Source organism: Janthinobacterium agaricidamnosum (genome assembly GCF_003667705.1).
Taxonomy (GTDB): domain Bacteria; phylum Pseudomonadota; class Gammaproteobacteria; order Burkholderiales; family Burkholderiaceae_D; genus Janthinobacterium.
In genome coordinates this window covers 4,543,452-4,559,743 of the sequence record NZ_CP033019.1, presented here as the reverse complement: position 1 = coordinate 4,559,743, position 16,292 = coordinate 4,543,452, and the positions used below count along the sequence as shown (strand labels likewise).

17 protein-coding genes are annotated in these 16,292 nt (G+C 63.7%); 12 read left to right on the top strand and 5 right to left on the bottom strand.

Annotated elements, in window-relative coordinates:
• Nucleotides 1-19 precede the first annotated feature (19 nt).
• Nucleotides 20-1,021 carry a S49 family peptidase gene (locus tag D9M09_RS20635; protein ID WP_070220183.1) on the top strand — a complete coding sequence of 334 codons (1,002 nt, stop codon included), beginning with the start codon at nt 20-22 and terminating at the stop codon, nt 1,019-1,021.
• Between the two features lie 377 nt (nt 1,022-1,398).
• Here D9M09_RS20635 and D9M09_RS20630 read toward each other — a convergent pair whose 3' ends face one another.
• Nucleotides 1,399-1,773: a hypothetical protein gene (locus D9M09_RS20630; RefSeq protein ID WP_121670256.1), complete on the bottom strand. Its 375-nt coding sequence runs from the start codon at nt 1,771-1,773 to the stop codon at nt 1,399-1,401.
• Nucleotides 1,774-2,018: 245 nt separating this feature from the next.
• On the opposite strand from D9M09_RS20630, the gene D9M09_RS20625 reads away from it, so the two are divergent.
• The 11 genes from D9M09_RS20625 (at nt 2,019) to D9M09_RS20575 (ending at nt 13,403) form a co-directional block, all read left to right on the top strand.
• Nucleotides 2,019-2,729, top strand: a complete 711-nt coding sequence (locus tag D9M09_RS20625; RefSeq protein WP_070312176.1) for a pseudouridine synthase — start codon at nt 2,019-2,021, stop codon at nt 2,727-2,729.
• An 88-nt stretch (nt 2,730-2,817) separates the two neighbouring features.
• Nucleotides 2,818-3,816 carry a fumarylacetoacetate hydrolase family protein gene (locus tag D9M09_RS20620; protein ID WP_070312137.1) on the top strand — a complete coding sequence of 333 codons (999 nt, stop codon included), beginning with the start codon at nt 2,818-2,820 and terminating at the stop codon, nt 3,814-3,816.
• Nucleotides 3,817-3,955: 139 nt separating this feature from the next.
• On the top strand, nt 3,956-5,149 hold the full coding sequence (gene flhB / locus D9M09_RS20615) for a flagellar biosynthesis protein FlhB (protein WP_070312136.1): 1,194 nt from the start codon (nt 3,956-3,958) through the stop codon (nt 5,147-5,149).
• Nucleotides 5,146-7,242: a flagellar biosynthesis protein FlhA gene (gene flhA / locus D9M09_RS20610; RefSeq protein WP_070312135.1), complete on the top strand. Its 2,097-nt coding sequence runs from the start codon at nt 5,146-5,148 to the stop codon at nt 7,240-7,242. Before flhB ends, flhA begins: the two co-directional genes overlap by 4 nt.
• A gap of 312 nt (nt 7,243-7,554) precedes the next feature.
• Nucleotides 7,555-8,883: a flagellar biosynthesis protein FlhF gene (gene flhF / locus D9M09_RS20605; protein WP_070220172.1), complete on the top strand. Its 1,329-nt coding sequence runs from the start codon at nt 7,555-7,557 to the stop codon at nt 8,881-8,883.
• Nucleotides 8,876-9,739: a MinD/ParA family ATP-binding protein gene (locus D9M09_RS20600; RefSeq protein WP_070220170.1), complete on the top strand. Its 864-nt coding sequence runs from the start codon at nt 8,876-8,878 to the stop codon at nt 9,737-9,739. The genes flhF and D9M09_RS20600 overlap by 8 nt, the downstream gene beginning before the upstream one ends.
• 45 nt (nt 9,740-9,784) lie before the next feature.
• On the top strand, nt 9,785-10,516 hold the full coding sequence (locus D9M09_RS20595; protein WP_010400804.1) for an RNA polymerase sigma factor FliA: 732 nt from the start codon (nt 9,785-9,787) through the stop codon (nt 10,514-10,516).
• Nucleotides 10,498-11,244 (top strand): flagellar motor protein, encoded by a 747-nt coding sequence (locus tag D9M09_RS20590; RefSeq protein WP_046685945.1) that lies wholly within the window; start codon nt 10,498-10,500, stop codon nt 11,242-11,244. The genes D9M09_RS20595 and D9M09_RS20590 overlap by 19 nt, the downstream gene beginning before the upstream one ends.
• 16 nt (nt 11,245-11,260) lie before the next feature.
• Nucleotides 11,261-12,049 carry a flagellar motor protein MotD gene (motD, locus tag D9M09_RS20585; protein WP_070220198.1) on the top strand — a complete coding sequence of 263 codons (789 nt, stop codon included), beginning with the start codon at nt 11,261-11,263 and terminating at the stop codon, nt 12,047-12,049.
• A 62-nt stretch (nt 12,050-12,111) separates the two neighbouring features.
• Complete coding sequence (locus tag D9M09_RS20580; protein ID WP_070220168.1) at nt 12,112-12,474, top strand: translation initiation factor Sui1; 363 nt, start codon at nt 12,112-12,114, stop codon at nt 12,472-12,474.
• A 71-nt stretch (nt 12,475-12,545) separates the two neighbouring features.
• On the top strand, nt 12,546-13,403 hold the full coding sequence (locus D9M09_RS20575) for a hypothetical protein (RefSeq protein WP_121670255.1): 858 nt from the start codon (nt 12,546-12,548) through the stop codon (nt 13,401-13,403).
• A gap of 149 nt (nt 13,404-13,552) precedes the next feature.
• On the opposite strand, the gene D9M09_RS29385 is transcribed toward D9M09_RS20575, so the two are convergent.
• The 4 genes from D9M09_RS29385 to flgA form a co-directional block, all read right to left on the bottom strand.
• Nucleotides 13,553-14,116, bottom strand: coding sequence for an FxDxF family PEP-CTERM protein (locus D9M09_RS29385; protein ID WP_070220166.1), 564 nt, complete (start codon nt 14,114-14,116; stop codon nt 13,553-13,555).
• Between the two features lie 427 nt (nt 14,117-14,543).
• Complete coding sequence (locus D9M09_RS20565; RefSeq protein ID WP_070220165.1) at nt 14,544-15,011, bottom strand: flagella synthesis protein FlgN; 468 nt, start codon at nt 15,009-15,011, stop codon at nt 14,544-14,546.
• 8 nt (nt 15,012-15,019) lie between these two features.
• Nucleotides 15,020-15,328 carry a flagellar biosynthesis anti-sigma factor FlgM gene (gene flgM, locus D9M09_RS20560; protein WP_034754089.1) on the bottom strand — a complete coding sequence of 103 codons (309 nt, stop codon included), beginning with the start codon at nt 15,326-15,328 and terminating at the stop codon, nt 15,020-15,022.
• 111 nt (nt 15,329-15,439) lie between these two features.
• Nucleotides 15,440-16,135, bottom strand: coding sequence for a flagellar basal body P-ring formation chaperone FlgA (gene flgA / locus D9M09_RS20555; protein ID WP_121670254.1), 696 nt, complete (start codon nt 16,133-16,135; stop codon nt 15,440-15,442).
• Nucleotides 16,136-16,292 lie beyond the last annotated feature (157 nt).

The window sequence follows — 16,292 nt, the reverse complement described above, 5'->3', positions numbered from 1 at the left end:
AATTTAAACAAAGTGAACCATGAGCGAAAACACGAATGACAAGCTGGACAGCAGCGCGCCAGCCGCCGGCCACGGCGCCCCTGCGGGCAACTGGGAGCGCGACGTGCTGGAAAAGCTGGTATTTGCCACGTTGCAAGAGCAGCGCGCGCACCGCCGCTGGAGCATCTTTTTCAAGGTCTTCGGGCTGCTGATCGTGCTGTTCGCGCTGTGGGTGTTTTATGACTACAACACGGCCGACGACAGCGAAACCCTGGGCCGCCACACGGCCCTGATCGACATCAGCGGCGCCATCGAGTCCGAAGGCAGCGGTTCGGCCGCCGTCGTCATTCCCGCGCTGGACAAGGCGTTTTCCGATAGCGGCTCGGTGGCCGTGGTGCTGCATATTAATAGTCCGGGCGGCAGTCCCGTGCAGGCCGGCATGATCGTCGACGAGATGCAGCGCTTGCGCAAGGGCTATCCGGACAAGCCCTTGTATGTGGTGGTCGATGAAATGTGTGCCTCGGGCGGCTATTACATCGCGGCCGCCGCCGACCGCATCTACGTCAACAAGGCCAGCGTGGTCGGCTCGATCGGCGTGCTGATGGATGGCTTCGGCTTTACGGGCGTGATGGAAAAGGTGGGCGTCGAGCGCCGCCTGCTGACGGCGGGCGAGAACAAGGGCTTCATGGACCCGTTCAGCCCCCTGACGGAAAAGCACAAGGCGTATGCGCAAGGCATGCTCAATGAAATCCACCAGCAATTCATCGAGGTGGTGCGGGCGGGACGGGGCAAGCGCCTGAAGGAAACGGCCGATACCTTCTCGGGCCTGTACTGGACGGGGGCGAAAGCCGTGGAAATGGGCCTGGCCGACGATTTCGGCACGGTCGACAGCGTGGCGCGCGACGTCGTCAAGGCGGAAGACATCGTCGACTACACGCAACATGAAGGCTTGCCGGAGCGCGTGCTCAAAAAGTTTGGCGCCGCCATGGGCGCGGGCGCCATGAAGGCGGCCGTGCAGCAGTCACAACCGGCGTTGCGCTGAGGACATCACACTTGGCTGGCAGGCAAGCCAGTCGAGAATGATTTTCAATAAGGTGGTAAATTGGCTTGAAAATGGGGCTGCTTGGGCTATAGTGAAAGCGTAGTTCTTTTCAAGGAGGGGCGATATATCAACTATGTTGTCAGTACTAACTTGATTGGCAAGTCTTGGAACTACTCGCCGCATCGCAGATGTGGTTTTGAGTGAATTTACATTCCTCACTAAAGTCCCGATGGGGCTTGGGAACGGCGGCGCAATGCCGCCGTTTCCTTTTGTTCCTCGTTCGTGCCGGATGGACCGGTGTTGCCGGATGTGGTGTCTGGGCGTGCTGGCAAGGCAGGCATGCGAGGGCAGGGCATGGCTGGTTGAATGGGCCGGTTTCAGACGGCGCAGCCGTTGCAGTGCGCGGGCACGCTACTTGCCTGCCGGGCCGGCGTCGCGATGGCGTTGGCGCCGGAACTGATGTCAGGCGGCGTGTCCGCCGCCATGGCGGGCGTCGGCACGTTCTCGGTTTCCGCATTCGTTTGCGCAAAACCGCCCAGCTCCAGCCAGCACATGAAATGGCATTGGGCCTCGGCATGCCAGTGCGTCTGGCTTGCTGGCGACGGCGTTGCGTTCCCGTCCTGCTGCGCAGGGGTGTTGCTCCAGCGCGCCACGCCGAGTCTGACCTTGTGCATGGCCGCCTGTTCCGTAGCGATGCGCTGGCGCATGTCGGCGATGCTGCCTTCTAAGGCGATGGTATCGGTATGCTTCATACTATGTCCTTGTGAGTCGTTGCCTGGTTATTATTCCTAAAGCTCGTTAGGCGGATTCCTAACGAAGTTTCAGTCTATCAATGCGATATTCCAAGCGCTTGATATTTCTCAAAGGAATTGACCATTTATATCGAAATCTCACCTTGCACTTCAGCTCATCTGTGCCTGCGCAAGGCTGGTGCGACCTCGGCGGCCTGGTACAGGGCCGCTTCACGCTGCCAGCCGCTTCTGGTAAAGTCACGCCCATGAGTAAATTATCCCTAGACCGCATCCTGCAATCGCAGGGTTTTGGCACCCGTAAATATTGCCGTTCCCTTATCGAAGATGGCGATGTCGTCATCGATGGCGTCACCCAGACCAGTTACCGCACCACCGTCGAGACCGACGGCCTGGTGCTGCACGTGTTCGAAGAAGAGTGGGTGTACCGCGCCCACCTGTACTTGGCGCTGAACAAGCCCGCCAACTTCGAATGCTCGCGCAAACCCAGCCATCATCCCGGCGTGCTGACCCTGCTGCCGGAACAGTTTACCTGGCGCGAAGTCCAGCCCGTCGGCCGGCTCGACCACGATACGACGGGCATGCTGCTGATGTCCGACGATGGACCCTTTATCCATGCACAATCGTCGCCGAAGCGTCACGTTCCGAAAATTTACCAGGCCACGACGCAAGAGCCCGTGACCGATGAGCTGGTGGCTCTGCTGCTGGCTGGCGTGCAATTGCACGACGAACCGGCCCCGCTGGCGGCCCTCGTCTGCGTCAAGCGCGGCGAGCACCAGCTGGAAATCGTGCTCGAGCAAGGCAAATACCACCAGGTCAAGCGCATGCTGGCCGCCGCCGGCAACCATTGCAGCGCGCTGCACCGTTCCGCCATCGGCAGCCTGACCCTGGAATCGCTGGGCATCGCGGAAGGCGAGTGGTGCTACCTGACGCCCGAGCAGATCGCTCTCCTCGCGTAAAACTCTTCTGACCGTCAAAGCCGGGAATGTCCCGGCTTTTTGGCGTCTTTAGCCTTCAATTGCCTGCATTTGACGAAGTTTTCCCTACATGAAATTAGCAACCCTGAACGATGGCACGCGCGATGGCCAGCTGGCTGTCGTTTCGCGCGACCTGAAAACGGCCCATCTGGCCGACGGCATCGCCTCGACCCTGCAAAAGGCGCTCGACGACTGGAGTTTCATCGCGCCCCAGCTGGACTTGTTGTACCAGACCATCAATAGCGGCCGCGGCCATCGCGCCTTCGAGTTCGATCCCGCCAACTGCATAGCGCCTTTGCCGCGCAGCAGTTTGCGCGTGGCCGGCGCTTCTTATCTGCAGCAGATCGAGCGGGCCTGCAAGGCGGCGGGAACTGAAGTGCCCGCGAATCTGCGCGAGGCGCCGCGACTGTACCAGGGCGCCAGCGACGATTTCCTCGGCGCCCACGACGACATCATCCTGGCGCACGAGCAGTGGGGCATCGATTATGAAGCGGGCATCGCCGCCATCACGGACGACGTGGCCATGGGCTCGACGCCGGACCAGGCGCACCTGAACATCAAGCTGTTGATGCTGGTCAACGACATCACCTTGCGCAACCTGGCGCCCGACGAACAGGCGAGCGGCTACGGCTTCCTGCAGGCGAAGCCGGCCATGGCGTGCTCGCCCGTCGCCGTCACGCCGGACGAACTGGGCGACGCCTGGCGCGGCGGCAAGGTGCATTACGCCTTGCGTTGCAGCCTGAACGGCAAGTTGACAGGCCAGCCCCACGCGGGCGCCGACATGGCGTTCAATTACCCGCAATTGCTCGCCCATCTGTGCCAGACGCGCAACGCGCGCGCCGGCAGTGTGGTCAGCGCGGGCGGCGTCGCCAACAAGGAGATCAAGAAGGGATTTTCCAGCATCGTTGAGCGACGTAATCAGGAGATGATCGCCGATGGTGTCGCCAGCACGCCGTACTTGCTGTTTGGTGATGTTGTTCGTTTGGAAATGCTGGGCGATGACGGCAAGTCGCTGTTTGGCGCCATCGAGCAGACGGTGAAACAGGCCGAGGCGCGCAAGTCCCGCTAAGGTTACCGGAGAGTAAAGGAAATACAGGGGATTTGCCCCCCTGTTCCGCCGATGGCGCGCGCCCGCTTGAACCGATAATGCGTCATGCCCAGTCCGTATTGCGCCTAGCCAGGCTGCAGGACTTCACCGGAGTTGATTGATGTCGGAAGACAGCGACGCAGAAAAGACCGAAGCCGCGTCACCGAAGCGCCTCGAGCAGGCGCGTGAGGAAGGCGACGTTCCGCGATCGCGTGAAGTGGCCACGTTTACGGTGCTGATGGCGTCCGGCTGCTGTCTGTGGTTTGCCGGCGACGCCATCGTGCGGCGGCTGACGGCTGTCATGGTTTCCGGGCTGACCCTGGACCGGGAGCAAATCCTCAATCCCGACGCGATGATGTTGCGCATCGGCTACGACGTGGGTTCCGTTCTGCTGACCTGCCTGCCGTACGCCGCGGCCATCATGCTCGTCGCCCTCGCGTCGCCCGTGCTGGTGGGCGGCTGGCTGTTCAGTTCCAAGGCGTTCACCCCCAATTTTGGCAAGCTCAACCCGATTCGCGGCCTGGGCAATATGTTTTCGAAGAATGCGCTGGTGGAGCTGCTCAAGGCCATCGCCAAGACCCTCGTCGTCGGCGTCGTCGCCTGGATGGTGATGCAGCATCAAAAGGATGCCGTGCTGGGCCTGTCGGTGGAATCCCTGCGCGCCGGTTCGGCCCATCTGATCAGCCTGCTGATCACGGCCTTCCTGCTGATCGTCGGCGCGCTGGGCCTGATCGCCGCCATCGATGGTCCGTACCAGATGTGGCATTACGCCAACAAGATGAAAATGTCCTTGCAGGAAGTCAAGCAAGAGGCGAAGGAGTCGGACGGCAATCCGCAGATCAAGGCGAAGATACGCCAGATGCAGCATGAAATGTCGCGCCGCCGCATGATGGCCGACGTGCCGACGGCCGACGTGGTGGTGACCAATCCTACCCACTACGCGGTGGCCTTGAAGTATGGCGAGAATTCGCGCGGCGCGCCGCAGGTGGTGGCCAAGGGCATCGACGAAGTGGCGGCGAAGATCCGCGAACTGGCGGGCGAACACAAGGTCGCCATCCTGGAAGCGCCCGCCCTGGCGCGCGCGCTGTACAAGCACACGGACATCGGCGACGAGATTCCCGAGGCGCTGTACGGCGCCGTGGCCGAAGTACTGGCCTACGTGTTCCAGCTGCGCAGCTACGGCAGCGGCCATGGCGAGCGCCCCGACAAGCCGAAAAAACTCGACGTGCCGCCCGAGCTCGACCCGCTCGACCCCGCATCGCAGACCAAACCCGCAGCAGACGCGGCAGACAAGAATAAAGGAAGCACACCATGAACGGCCTGACCATGCCAGCCTGGCTCAGCGGATTGAAAGGCAGCGCCAGCAAGGGTGTCGCCGCACCGATCATCATCATCATGCTGCTGGCGATGATGGTGTTGCCGCTGCCTGCCTTCATCCTCGACATTTTCTTCAGCTTTAATATCGCGCTGTCCATCATCGTGCTGCTGACGGCGCTGTACACGGTCAAGCCGCTCGACTTCATGGCGTTCCCGACCATCCTGCTCGTGTCGACCATGCTGCGCCTGTCGCTGAACGTGGCGTCCACGCGCGTCGTGCTGACGGAAGGCCATACGGGCGCTGACGCGGCCGGTAAAGTGATCGAAGCGTTCGGTCACTTCTTGATTGGCGGCAACTACACGGTCGGTATTGTGGTCTTCATTATTTTGACGATCATCAACTTTACCGTCGTGACCAAGGGTGCGGGCCGTATCGCCGAGGTGGGTGCCCGCTTCGCGCTGGACGCCATGCCGGGTAAGCAGATGGCCATCGATGCCGACCTGAACGCCGGCCTGATCGGCGAAGACGAAGCGCGCCGCCGCCGCACGGAAGTGGCGCAGGAAGCGGAATTCTACGGCGCCATGGACGGCGCCAGCAAATACGTGCGCGGCGACGCCATCGCCGGCATCATGGTGACCGTCATCAATATCGTCGGCGGCCTGCTGGTGGGCTTGCTGCAGCATGACATGGGCTTTGCCGATGCACTCAAGAACTACACCCTGCTGGCCATCGGTGACGGCCTGGTGGCGCAGATTCCTTCGCTGATCATTTCCACGGCGGCCGGTATCGTCGTCTCGCGCGTGGCCAGCGAACAGGACATCGGCACCCAGCTGGTGGGGCAATTGTTTGCGAAACCGCAAGTGCTGTACATTACTGCCGGCATCATCGGCGGCATGGGCCTGATCCCCGGCATGCCGAACATGGTCTTCATCCTGCTGGCGTCATTGCTGGCCGGCTCCGCCTATTTGATCAGCAAGAAACGCACGCAGGAAAAAGCGGCGGCCGAAAAGCCGGCCGAAGCGCCGCCAGCCACGGTGGCGCCCGAGCAGGAAGAAGCCAGCTGGCAAGACATCATGCCCGTCGACACCCTGGGCCTGGAAGTGGGCTACCGTTTGATCCCCCTGGTCGACAAGACGCAGGGCGGCGAATTGCTCAAGCGCATCAAAGGCATCCGCAAGAAATTTGCCCAGGAAGTGGGCTTTCTGGCGCCGCCCGTGCATATCCGCGACAACCTGGAATTGAAGCCGTCCGCCTACCGCATCACCCTCAAGGGCGTGGAAGTGGGCGTGGGCGAAGCGTTCAACGGCCAGTTCCTGGCGATCAATCCCGGCATGGCCAGCGGCACCTTGCCGGGCCTGGCCACGAGCGACCCCGCGTTCGGCTTGCCTGCCACCTGGATCGACGCCAGCCTGCGCGACCAGGCCCAATCGATGGGCTATACGGTCGTCGATGCGGGCACCGTGGTGGCCACGCACTTGAATCACCTGATCACCTCGCATGCTTCCGAGCTGCTGGGCCGCGCGGAAGTGCAGTCGCTGCTCGACCACCTGGGCAAGGATGCGCCGCGCCTGGTGGAAGACCTGGTGCCGAAGATGCTGTCGCTGTCGACCCTGCAGAAAGTGCTGCAGAACCTGCTGGCCGAGGGCGTGCACATCCGCGACATGCGCACCATCATCGAAACCTTGGCCGAGCATACGGTCCATACGCAAGACCCGAACGACCTGACGGCGCTGGTGCGCGTCTCGCTGGGCCGCGCCATCGTGCAGCAGCTGTTCCCCGGCGCGGCCGAGTTGTCCGTGATGACCCTCGACAGCCGCCTGGAGCGCCTGCTGATGCAGGCGATGGGCAATGGCGGCGACGGCGCCGGCATCGAGCCGGGCCTGGCCGATACCATCGCCCACCAGGCGGGCCTGGCCGCGCAGCAGCAGGAAGCGCTGGGCCTGACGCCCGTGTTGCTGGTGCCGGCGCCGCTGCGTGCCCTGCTGTCGCGCTTCCTGCGCCGCGCCTTGCCGCAGCTCAAAGTGCTGTCGCATGCGGAAGTGCCGGAAACCAAGACGATCCGCGTCACCAGCCTGGTGGGCGCGCAGTAGTTGACAGTATTAGTACCGGGGTCAGACCCCCTCCAGCGTTAGCGCGGAGCTTTGCGTTAGCGTTAGTGGGGGGCTGACCCCAGCTTCTCGGCCCTTGCTTTTGGTCAAATAAACATCAATTTCCTGCCGGCAAACTGAATAACGGGTACTTTCCCGTCCTGTTCCTTCGATCATTTCCTGCAAGCATCGCTAATAATAGAAACTGTCCGGGTGATCTGTGTCCATGTGGAAGACAGCACCCAAGCAACAGGAGTCGATGATGGTCACACAGTTCAGCCAATATTGCGCCACCCCCGCCTTGGGAGGCCGGTCATGAATGTGAAGAAATTTACGGGCGCCTCGTCGCGCGATGCGCTGCGCAAGGTGCGCGAAGCATTGGGTCCCGACGCCGTGATCCTGTCGAACCGCCAGACCGATGGCGTGGTGGAAATCCTCGCGCTGGCCAATGACGATGCCGCTTCGCTGGCGTCGCCGCCGGCCGCGTCCGAAATGGCCCAGCCCCGTCCCCAGTTGCAGACCCAGTTCGCCACGCCGCAGCGTCCGGCCGCCCCGGCCCAGCGCCCGGCCGCACCGCGTCCTGCCGCGCCGCGCCAGGCAGCCGGCGAGCCAGTGGACATGGCCCGCATGCAGCAGATGATGGCCAGCGCGCTGGCGCACGTCAAGGAAAACGCCGCCGCCGAGATGAGCGGCATGATGAATGAAATCCGCGCCATGCGCGGCATGATGGAAACCCAGCTGGCGGAAATCTCGTGGGGTTCGACGCAGCAGCGCGAGCCGCAAAAAGCCGTCGTGCTGCGCGAAATGCTGGCGGCCGGCTTCTCGGCCAGCCTGGCGCGCTACCTGATCGACAAGCTGCCCGCCGGCCTCGACGGTGCGCAAAGCATGCGCTGGATCAAGACCGTCCTGAGCCGCAACCTGAACACGGTCGCCAATGAAGACGCCATGCTGGAGCAGGGCGGCGTGTTCGCGCTGGTCGGCCCGACCGGTGTCGGCAAGACCACCAGCACGGCCAAGCTGGCTGCCCGCTGCGTGATGCGCCACGGCCCGGAAAAGCTGGCCCTGATCACCACGGACGCCTACCGTATCGGCGCGCACGAACAGCTGCGCATCTACGGCAAGATCCTCGGCGTGATGGTGCATTCGGTGAAGGACGAAGCGGACTTGCGCATCGCCCTGAAGGAACTCAAGAACAAGCACACGGTGCTGATCGATACCGTGGGCGTGAGCCAGCGCGACCAGATGGTGACGGAGCAGGTGGCCATGCTGTCGGGCGCCGGCGCCGACGTGAAGCGTTTGCTGTGCCTGAACTCGACGGCGACGCAGGAAACCCTGAACGAAGTGGTGCGCGCCTACCAGGGCAGCGGCCTGGCCGGCTGCATCATGACCAAGCTCGATGAAGCGGCGTCGATCGGCAACGTGCTCGACGTGGTGATCCGCCAGAAGCTGAACCTGTTTTATGTGTCGAACGGCCAGCGCGTGCCGGAAGACCTGTACCTGGCCGACCGCGGCTACCTGATCGACCGCGCCTTCAAGCTCAAGCGCGACTCGGCGGCCACGCAGTTTTCCGACGCCGAACTGCCGCTCCTGATGGCGCAGGCGGCCGCCCGCAACAATGAAGCGCGCGGGGTGCACCTTGGCTAATTTCGATTTCGACCAGGCCGAGGGCTTGCGCCGCATGCTGGCCGGCCCGCAGCCGCGCGTCATGACGTTCCTCTCGGCCACGCCGCAGGACGACAAGGGCGCCATGCTGGTCAACCTGGGCGCTTCGCTCGCCTATGGCGGCAATGACGTGCTGCTGCTTGACGCCAGCGGCGGCAGCGATGGCGTGGCTGCACGGCTGGGACTGGCGCACGGCGCCAGCCTGCGCGACGTGGCGCGCCAGCAGTGCGGCCTGAACCAGGTCATCCACCAGGTGCCGCAAGGCTTCGGCGTGGCCAGCCTGGGCGCGCGCAACCACCTGATGGACAGCATGGACTATGCGGGCGAGGACGAATTGCGCCGCCTGGGCAAGACTTTCGAGGTGCTGGCGCGCCAGAGCGGCATCGTGCTGGTCGACGGCGTCGTGGCCGACGAGGGCGATTGCTTCCCCGTGCCCTTGATGGCCTCGTCGGATATCGTCGTGCAAGTGTCGACCAGCGCCACTTCGATCAAGGCGGCGTACTGCCTGATCAAGCGCCTGAGCCAGGAACTGGGACGCCGTCCGTTCGGCATTCTCGTCACGGGCGCTTCCGAATCCGAGGCAAAAGTGGTATACGATAATATGGCACAGGCGGCGAGCCGCTACCTGGCCGTGAAGCTGACCTCGATGGGTTCGGTGCCTGCCGATGAATATCTGCACCGCGCGGCGCGCCTGGGCCGCAGCGTGGTCGATGCGTTTCCGCTGGCGGGCGCCTCGGTGGCGTTTCGCGGACTGGCCGAGCGGCTGGCCCGTTCGGCGGCGCCGGTGCTTGGCGGCACCTTGTACCAGACGGGGAGCCCGCACCAGTTCAGCGCCTGAATCGAACCGCAGCACCAGATAAGATGAGAAAACAATAAGCAGCCTATGTACACGGTCAAAGGGAAATCGAACAAGGACTATTTGCTGACGGAGCACATTCCGCTGGTGAAGCGTCTGGCGCACCATATGAAGGCGAAATTGCCGCCTTCGGTCGAGGTCGATGACCTGATCCAGGCCGGCATGATCGGCCTGCTCGATGCCATTAGCCGCTATGAAGAGACGCATGGCGCGCAGTTCGAGACCTATGCCGTGCTGCGCATCCGCGGCGCCATGCTCGACGAATTGCGCACCAGCGACTGGCTGCCGCGCAGCATGCGCCAGAACATGCGCAAGATCGAGGAGGCGATGAGCACCTTGCAGCAGCGCCTCGGCCATCCGCCGACGGAATCGGAAGTGGCGAAGCTGCTCAAGATGTCGCTGGCCGACTACCAGGAAATGCTGGGCGACGGCGGCGGCCACCAGCTCGTGTATTACGAAGACTTTCATGACCCGGACGGCAATGACAGCTTCCTCGACCGCCACTGCGTGGACGAGGACAGCGACCCCTTGCGTTCCCTGCTCGATACCGATTTCCGGCAATCCGTGATCGATGCCATCGACGCGCTGCCACCACGCGAGAAAATACTCATGGGCCTGTATTACGAAGAAGAGCTGAACCTGAAGGAGATCGGCGCGGTGATGGGCGTATCCGAATCGCGCGTCTCGCAGCTGCATACCCAGGCCGTCGCGCGCCTGCGCGCAACCTTGAGGGAGCAGGCGTGGACTGGTCCAGCGTAATCGGGCTGGCGCTGGCGCTGGCGGGCCTGCTGGTCGGCCAGGCACTGGAAGGCGGCAAGATGGCCTCCCTGCTGCAGCCGGCCGCCTTTGCCATCGTCATCATCGGCACCTTCGGCGCCGTGCTGCTGCAAACGCGGTTGCGCACTTTTGTCCGCGGCCTGGAAATGCTGCGCTGGGTCTTCCTGCCGCCCGCCGACACGCGCGCCGCGCTGGCGCGCGACATCGGTCAATGGAGCCTGACGGCGCGCCGCGACGGCCCGCTGGCGCTCGAGCGCCTGATGGAAAACACGGCCGACCGCTTCAACGCCAAGGGCTTGCGCATGATCGTCGACGGCATCGCGCCCGACAAGCTGCGCCAGCTGCTCGACGTGGAAATTTCCGCCTACGAAATGGCCGAGCGCCAGGCCGTCAAGGTGTGGGAATCGGCGGCCGGCTATTCTCCCACCATCGGCATCCTGGGCGCCGTGCTGGGCCTGATCCACGTGATGGAAAACCTCACCGACCCGAGCAAACTGGGCAGCGGCATCGCAGTGGCGTTTGTCTCCACCATCTACGGCGTTGGCCTGGCCAACCTGCTGTTCCTGCCGGTGGCCAATAAACTCAAGGCCATCGTCTCGCGCCGCGTGCTGCAGTATGAAATCACGGCCGCCGTGCTGTACGACATCGCCACGGGCGACCACACGCGCATCATCGAAGAGCGCGTGTCCAGCCTGCTTCACGAGCACTGAGCGAGCACTGACCATGATGCGGCGCGCGCGCAGGAAGTATGACGAGGAACCGGACAACCAGGACCGCTGGCTGATCTCGTATGCCGACTTCATCACTTTGCTGTTCGCGTTCTTCGTCGTGATGTACGCGATTTCGCAAGTCAACGAAGGCAAGTACCGCGTCTTCCAGAACGCCATCGGCCAGGCCTTCAGCCTGGAAAAGGGCGCGCCGCCCATCATCATGGAAGCGCCGCAGGCGATCCCGTTGCCGAACCCCGCCCTGAAACGCCGCACGGAAGCCATCCGCCGCGAGCGCGAACACATGACGCGCCTGGCGCAGGACTTGACGTCCACCCTGGCGCCGCTGGTCAAGGAAGGCAAGGTGCGCGTCACGCAGACGAGCCGCGGCGTGAGCGTGGAAATCAATGCCAGCGTGCTGTTCGACCCGGGCGCGGCGCGCCTGACGGCGGAATCGGACCAGGCCCTGCGCGCCGTCGCCGTGCTGCTCAAGGATGATACGCACGACGTGCAGGTGGAAGGGCATACGGATGTGCAGCCGATCAGCAATTCCAATTTTGCCTCGAACTGGGAATTGTCGGCCGCGCGCGCCAGCGCCGTGGTGCGCCTGTTCATCGCCAGCGGCGTGCAGGCGTCGCGCCTGACGGCGGTGGGCCACGCCGACAATATCCCCGTGGCGCCCAACGAAACCCCGGAAGGGCGCGCGCGCAACCGCCGGGTCGCCGTGACGATCCTCTCGGGAATCCCGGAAACGGTGACGGAAGTGCCGACGGCGCCTGTGGCGCCGGCACCGGTTCCCGCCAACTGAACGCCGCCGCTTGCTACAAGCGCGGCCATCTTTCCTTTATTTCTACCTATTATCTCTCCATCATGAAAAGCAGCTCCCTGGGCGGTCTCGTCTATTCCACTGAAACGGGCCGCATGTGTCCCGCCTGCCGCCAGCCGCTGGCGCAATGCGCGTGCAAGGCGCAAGCCAGGACGGCGCCGGCGGGCGATGGCGTGGTGCGCGTGTCGCGCCAGACCAAGGGCCGCGGCGGCAAGAGCGTGACCGTGGTCAAGGGCTTGGCGCTGGACGCCATCGCGCTGGCCCTGCTGGGCAAGCAGCTGCGCACGCAATGCGGCTCGGGCGGCACGGTCAAGGATGGCGTGATCGAAGTGCAGGGCGACCATGTCGAAACGGTGATGGCGGCGCTGGCCAAGCTGGGCCACCAGCCGAAAAAGGCCGGCGGCTGAGCGTGCGGAGGCGTGCGGCCAGCTGCCGTTCGCCTGTGGTAACGTGCATTTCCTTTTATGCGCGACCTCATATGAACAGCAAACTGACCGGTATTGCCATCGCCGCTGCCATCGCGGCAGTGCTGGCGCTCGTGTACTGGCCCGCACCCGATGGCGGCGCGCCGGACGCTGGCGCCACCGCTGCCGCCAGCGCGCCGGCGGGACGCAGCCTGGCGTCGTATTTGAATATCGACGCCACCCCGGTCGCCGATGCCGCGCCCGTTGTCGTGTCCCTGGCACAGCGGCTCGAACGCCTGGGCGCCAGCGGCAAGCCGGAGGACGCGTATGCGGCCTACAACCTGATCGACGACTGCATCGTCTTCCAGCGCGAAAACCGCTTGCCGGGGATGGAATTCGAGTTGGGGCGCGAGATGACGGTGGAAGAAAAAACCGCCCAGCAGCAGCTGTGCGCGGGTCTGACGCAGCGCCAGCGCGAGGACCGCCTCGGCTACCTGGCCACTGCCGCGCAAGGCGGCGTACCGGGCGCGGCTACCCTGTTCCTGTCGGAAGGTCCGTTCGGCGACCGCAGCGCGCTGCGCAACCGTCCCGATGATCCGCTGGTGCAGGCATGGAAGCGGCAAGCCATCGCCCAGCTGACGGCGCAGGCGGATGAGGCGGAACTGACCAGCGTGTCGACCCTGATGATGGCCTACCTGCGCGATGGCGATGTGGTGCAGAAAGACGCGCCGCAAGCGTATGGCTACCTGCTGGCCCTGCGCATGGTCTACGACGACATCCTCACGCCCGGCACCACGAATCCCTACCAGGACAGCTACTGGCACTGGCTGCAAAACGAGTTGACACCCGAGCAGCAGGCCGCCGCCCTGATCAAGGCGAATGGCATCGCCGCGAAATTCCGTCAGCATACGGACCGGCCCACGCACGGTTGAGTGCGTAGACCAGCCCCTGCACAGGCTGGCCCCTGCACAGGCTGGCCCGTGCATAAGCCGGTCCGTGCATAGGCCAGTCCGTGCATGGCATCGCCGCACCGGCGCCAGGTCTGCCAGCTACGGCAGTGCTTGCAGGCGCCGGGTGCGGGTCAGGCAGCCGTCTTGCGGCGCCGTACGCTATACCCGATCAGCCCCAGTCCCGCCAGCAGCATGCCGTAGGTTTCCGGTTCGGGCACGGCCGTAGTGATGGAAATGTCCAGCACGGAATCACGCACGCCGAGGCCGCTTGCTACCAGGGTATAGGTGCCAGGTCCCAGCAGGCCGTTGAAGGTGGAATGGGCGAAGCTGCCCAGTACGCCCGTGAACGTATCCGATTGCACCAGGTTGTTGCTGGAGTCGAACAAGTCGATGTTGACGCCAGTCAGGCGGGGACCGAATTCGCTGGCGCCCGTGACCAGCCAGGCGGCGTTGCCCGTGAACGATTGCACGCCGCTGCCGACCGTAAACGTGGTCGTTTGCAGCAGCGAGCCGCGCTCTGTCGTGAAGGTGTCGACGAACAAGGTGTCTTGCGCCAGCAGCGGCGTGGCCACCACGGCCGTCGATACGAGATGGTTGTAGAACACGGCTTGCGTCTCGGCCTGCGCGGCTGGCGCCAGCAGGGTGCAGCCGAGCAGCAGCGCCGCGCCAGCCTTGGTTACTGAGAGAGAGTTCATATCATGCTCCTGTGTACTTGCAGTTGAAGTGGTGTGCGTCATGGCGTAGCGCAAAAGCGCAAGCCGGACGCGTGCAATGGATTAGCTATGCCTGCGGGAATGATGTTCGTGTCGGCGAGGAAAGTCCCACCATGTATTGGTGCGGCGTATGCTAGGGATTAGCATATAGTCATCATTCCCCTCAAGTTTGAGCGTGCTCAAATGTGTGGGCGTGAAGGGGGGGCGCTGTTGTTTCTGCGTGCGGCGTTGTGGCGGGAGTGCGGGCATGCCGGCTCCGCCGCAGCCTCCCTGGAGGGGCGGCGCGGCGGTGATGTGCAGGATGGTCGTGATATGGGGCCGCTGTTCGGGACGGCGTCAGGCGTGCAGCAATGGCTTATTGCTGTGCCTGTCGCTATTGTTGCCTGCGCTGGGGGAAGACGGGAGGCGCTTAGCCGATGACGACGCGCCGGCTGGCCGTGTTTGCCATCGGTTGGCCGCTGGGGCCGTAGAAATTGCCGCTTTGGGCAGTGGGGCGCATGGCGTTCAGGGCGCCTTGCGTGTGCAGCATGTGTTTGTTGACCAGCAGGCTGTTCAGCCGGTTCTGTTCCTTCGCTTCGCGCGTCGTCTCGAGCAGGGCTTTCCACAGGGGCGCCGCCTCGGCGTCGCTGGTGCTGACCAGCCAGTCTTCCATGCCCGCTTCGGCGGCCGTGAAGCCGGCCGCCGCCAGCGCCTGGTGGCGTTGCGCCGCCAGCTGGCTCAATTGTCCGACGAGCGCCGTCTTGCGGGCCGTGAGCTCCGTGATTGCATCGATGTCAGCCGCAACCAGATGCCGCTGTTCTTCTTTCATCAATGCCAGCAATGTGGTCATGAGCTGTTGCTCGTCGCGCAGGCTGGAAAACGGAGTCACTGATTGCATGAGGTAACCTATCTATTTCGTGAGTGCAGCAAGTCCTTGACCGTGTCGAGGAGACCGTCCGCCACTTTTTCAGAGTTGACCTGGAACTGGCCGTCGGCGATCGCCAGCTTGATGCGTTCGACTTTCTTCGTGTCGAACACGGCGCCGCTGCCGGCAGTTGCACTGGCCGCTAATGCCTGTCCTTGCGGCGACAGGCGTACATTGTCCGACGTTGTCGGTGTTGCCTGGGCTTTCTCGGCATTCCGGGCGCCCGAGGTATTCGCGGGCGCCACCGGCAGGCCGGGATTGCTTTTAATGGTGTTATCGGTAATTTTCACAGCGTGATCCTCGTCTGGTCGAAGTCAAAAAACTCCGGGATATGTGTCTTTATCGGCACCTTCTTCCGAAACTTTAGTGCGCCAGACCACAATATCGCTGTCCATCCGAGTTTAAAAGGCGACCTCCACCATGCCGCCAGCCCGCGCCACGCCGCTGATCTGCTGGCCGCTCTGCGTGCGCACCTGTACCGTCTGACCGTCGCCGGCGCTGCTGATGGCGCGTCCTTCTGATGCCACTTGGAAACCGTTGCCGCTGGAAACGACGCGCACCAGCTGGCCCTGTATCACCACCGGCTTGCGGCGCAGGGTGTCGAGGCGCATCGGCGTGCCTGGCGGCAAGGAAATATTCGTGCTGGCGCCCACGACCTGGGCCATGTCTGTGGCGATGCCTGCCGGCAATGCTGCCAGGTCGCCCTGCATCGTCACCAGCTGGCTGGCATCGATGGCTTGCCCTTGCGCCAGCGGCACGGCGCTGGCCACATAGTCGCCCACGACGGCCACGTTCGCCTGCAGATAGATGGTCCAGTTGGAGGGGGCCGTGCAGCGCACGCCCACGGTCGTCTTGCCCCAGGCGCGCGCGCCTGGCGCCATGAAGGCTTGCGGCGCGGGGCAGGCGGCCAGGTTCAGGCGCGGATCGACGGCGCCGACGGTGACCGTCACCTTGCCCGGCAAGCCGTTGCTTTGCACTTGCAGGAATTGTTCCACGCTGTTGCGCAGCGCTTCCGGCGTCTGCCGGCCGGCGTTTTGCGCCTGCGCCAGCAGTGGCAGGGCGGCAAGAGCGAAGAAGAAAGCAAGCGGTGTTTTCATGGTGTAGGCCTCTGGAATAGTGCCATGATAGTGCGCGCCGCCCCGTTTGAAGCGACGATTAAGGGGTAAAAGCACGGTCTGATCCAGCGATGGTCTTGCCGGCGGGCGCCGTACTATGTTTCCTGTCATCACTATACCGCCATCCTTCCGCCATCTC

What these genes read in the sequence shown, in the direction of transcription:
- D9M09_RS20635 (WP_070220183.1), top strand. Translation starts at nt 20, where the DNA reads ATGAGCGAAAACACGAATGACAAGCTGGACAGCAGCGCGCCAGCCGCC.
- D9M09_RS20630 (WP_121670256.1), bottom strand. Translation starts at nt 1,773, where the DNA reads ATGAAGCATACCGATACCATCGCCTTAGAAGGCAGCATCGCCGACATG.
- D9M09_RS20625 (WP_070312176.1), top strand. Translation starts at nt 2,019, where the DNA reads ATGAGTAAATTATCCCTAGACCGCATCCTGCAATCGCAGGGTTTTGGC.
- D9M09_RS20620 (WP_070312137.1), top strand. Translation starts at nt 2,818, where the DNA reads ATGAAATTAGCAACCCTGAACGATGGCACGCGCGATGGCCAGCTGGCT.
- flhB (WP_070312136.1), top strand. Translation starts at nt 3,956, where the DNA reads ATGTCGGAAGACAGCGACGCAGAAAAGACCGAAGCCGCGTCACCGAAG.
- flhA (WP_070312135.1), top strand. Translation starts at nt 5,146, where the DNA reads ATGAACGGCCTGACCATGCCAGCCTGGCTCAGCGGATTGAAAGGCAGC.
- flhF (WP_070220172.1), top strand. Translation starts at nt 7,555, where the DNA reads ATGAATGTGAAGAAATTTACGGGCGCCTCGTCGCGCGATGCGCTGCGC.
- D9M09_RS20595 (WP_010400804.1), top strand. Translation starts at nt 9,785, where the DNA reads ATGTACACGGTCAAAGGGAAATCGAACAAGGACTATTTGCTGACGGAG.
- motD (WP_070220198.1), top strand. Translation starts at nt 11,261, where the DNA reads ATGCGGCGCGCGCGCAGGAAGTATGACGAGGAACCGGACAACCAGGAC.
- D9M09_RS20580 (WP_070220168.1), top strand. Translation starts at nt 12,112, where the DNA reads ATGAAAAGCAGCTCCCTGGGCGGTCTCGTCTATTCCACTGAAACGGGC.
- D9M09_RS20575 (WP_121670255.1), top strand. Translation starts at nt 12,546, where the DNA reads ATGAACAGCAAACTGACCGGTATTGCCATCGCCGCTGCCATCGCGGCA.
- D9M09_RS29385 (WP_070220166.1), bottom strand. Translation starts at nt 14,116, where the DNA reads ATGAACTCTCTCTCAGTAACCAAGGCTGGCGCGGCGCTGCTGCTCGGC.
- D9M09_RS20565 (WP_070220165.1), bottom strand. Translation starts at nt 15,011, where the DNA reads ATGCAATCAGTGACTCCGTTTTCCAGCCTGCGCGACGAGCAACAGCTC.
- flgA (WP_121670254.1), bottom strand. Translation starts at nt 16,135, where the DNA reads ATGAAAACACCGCTTGCTTTCTTCTTCGCTCTTGCCGCCCTGCCACTG.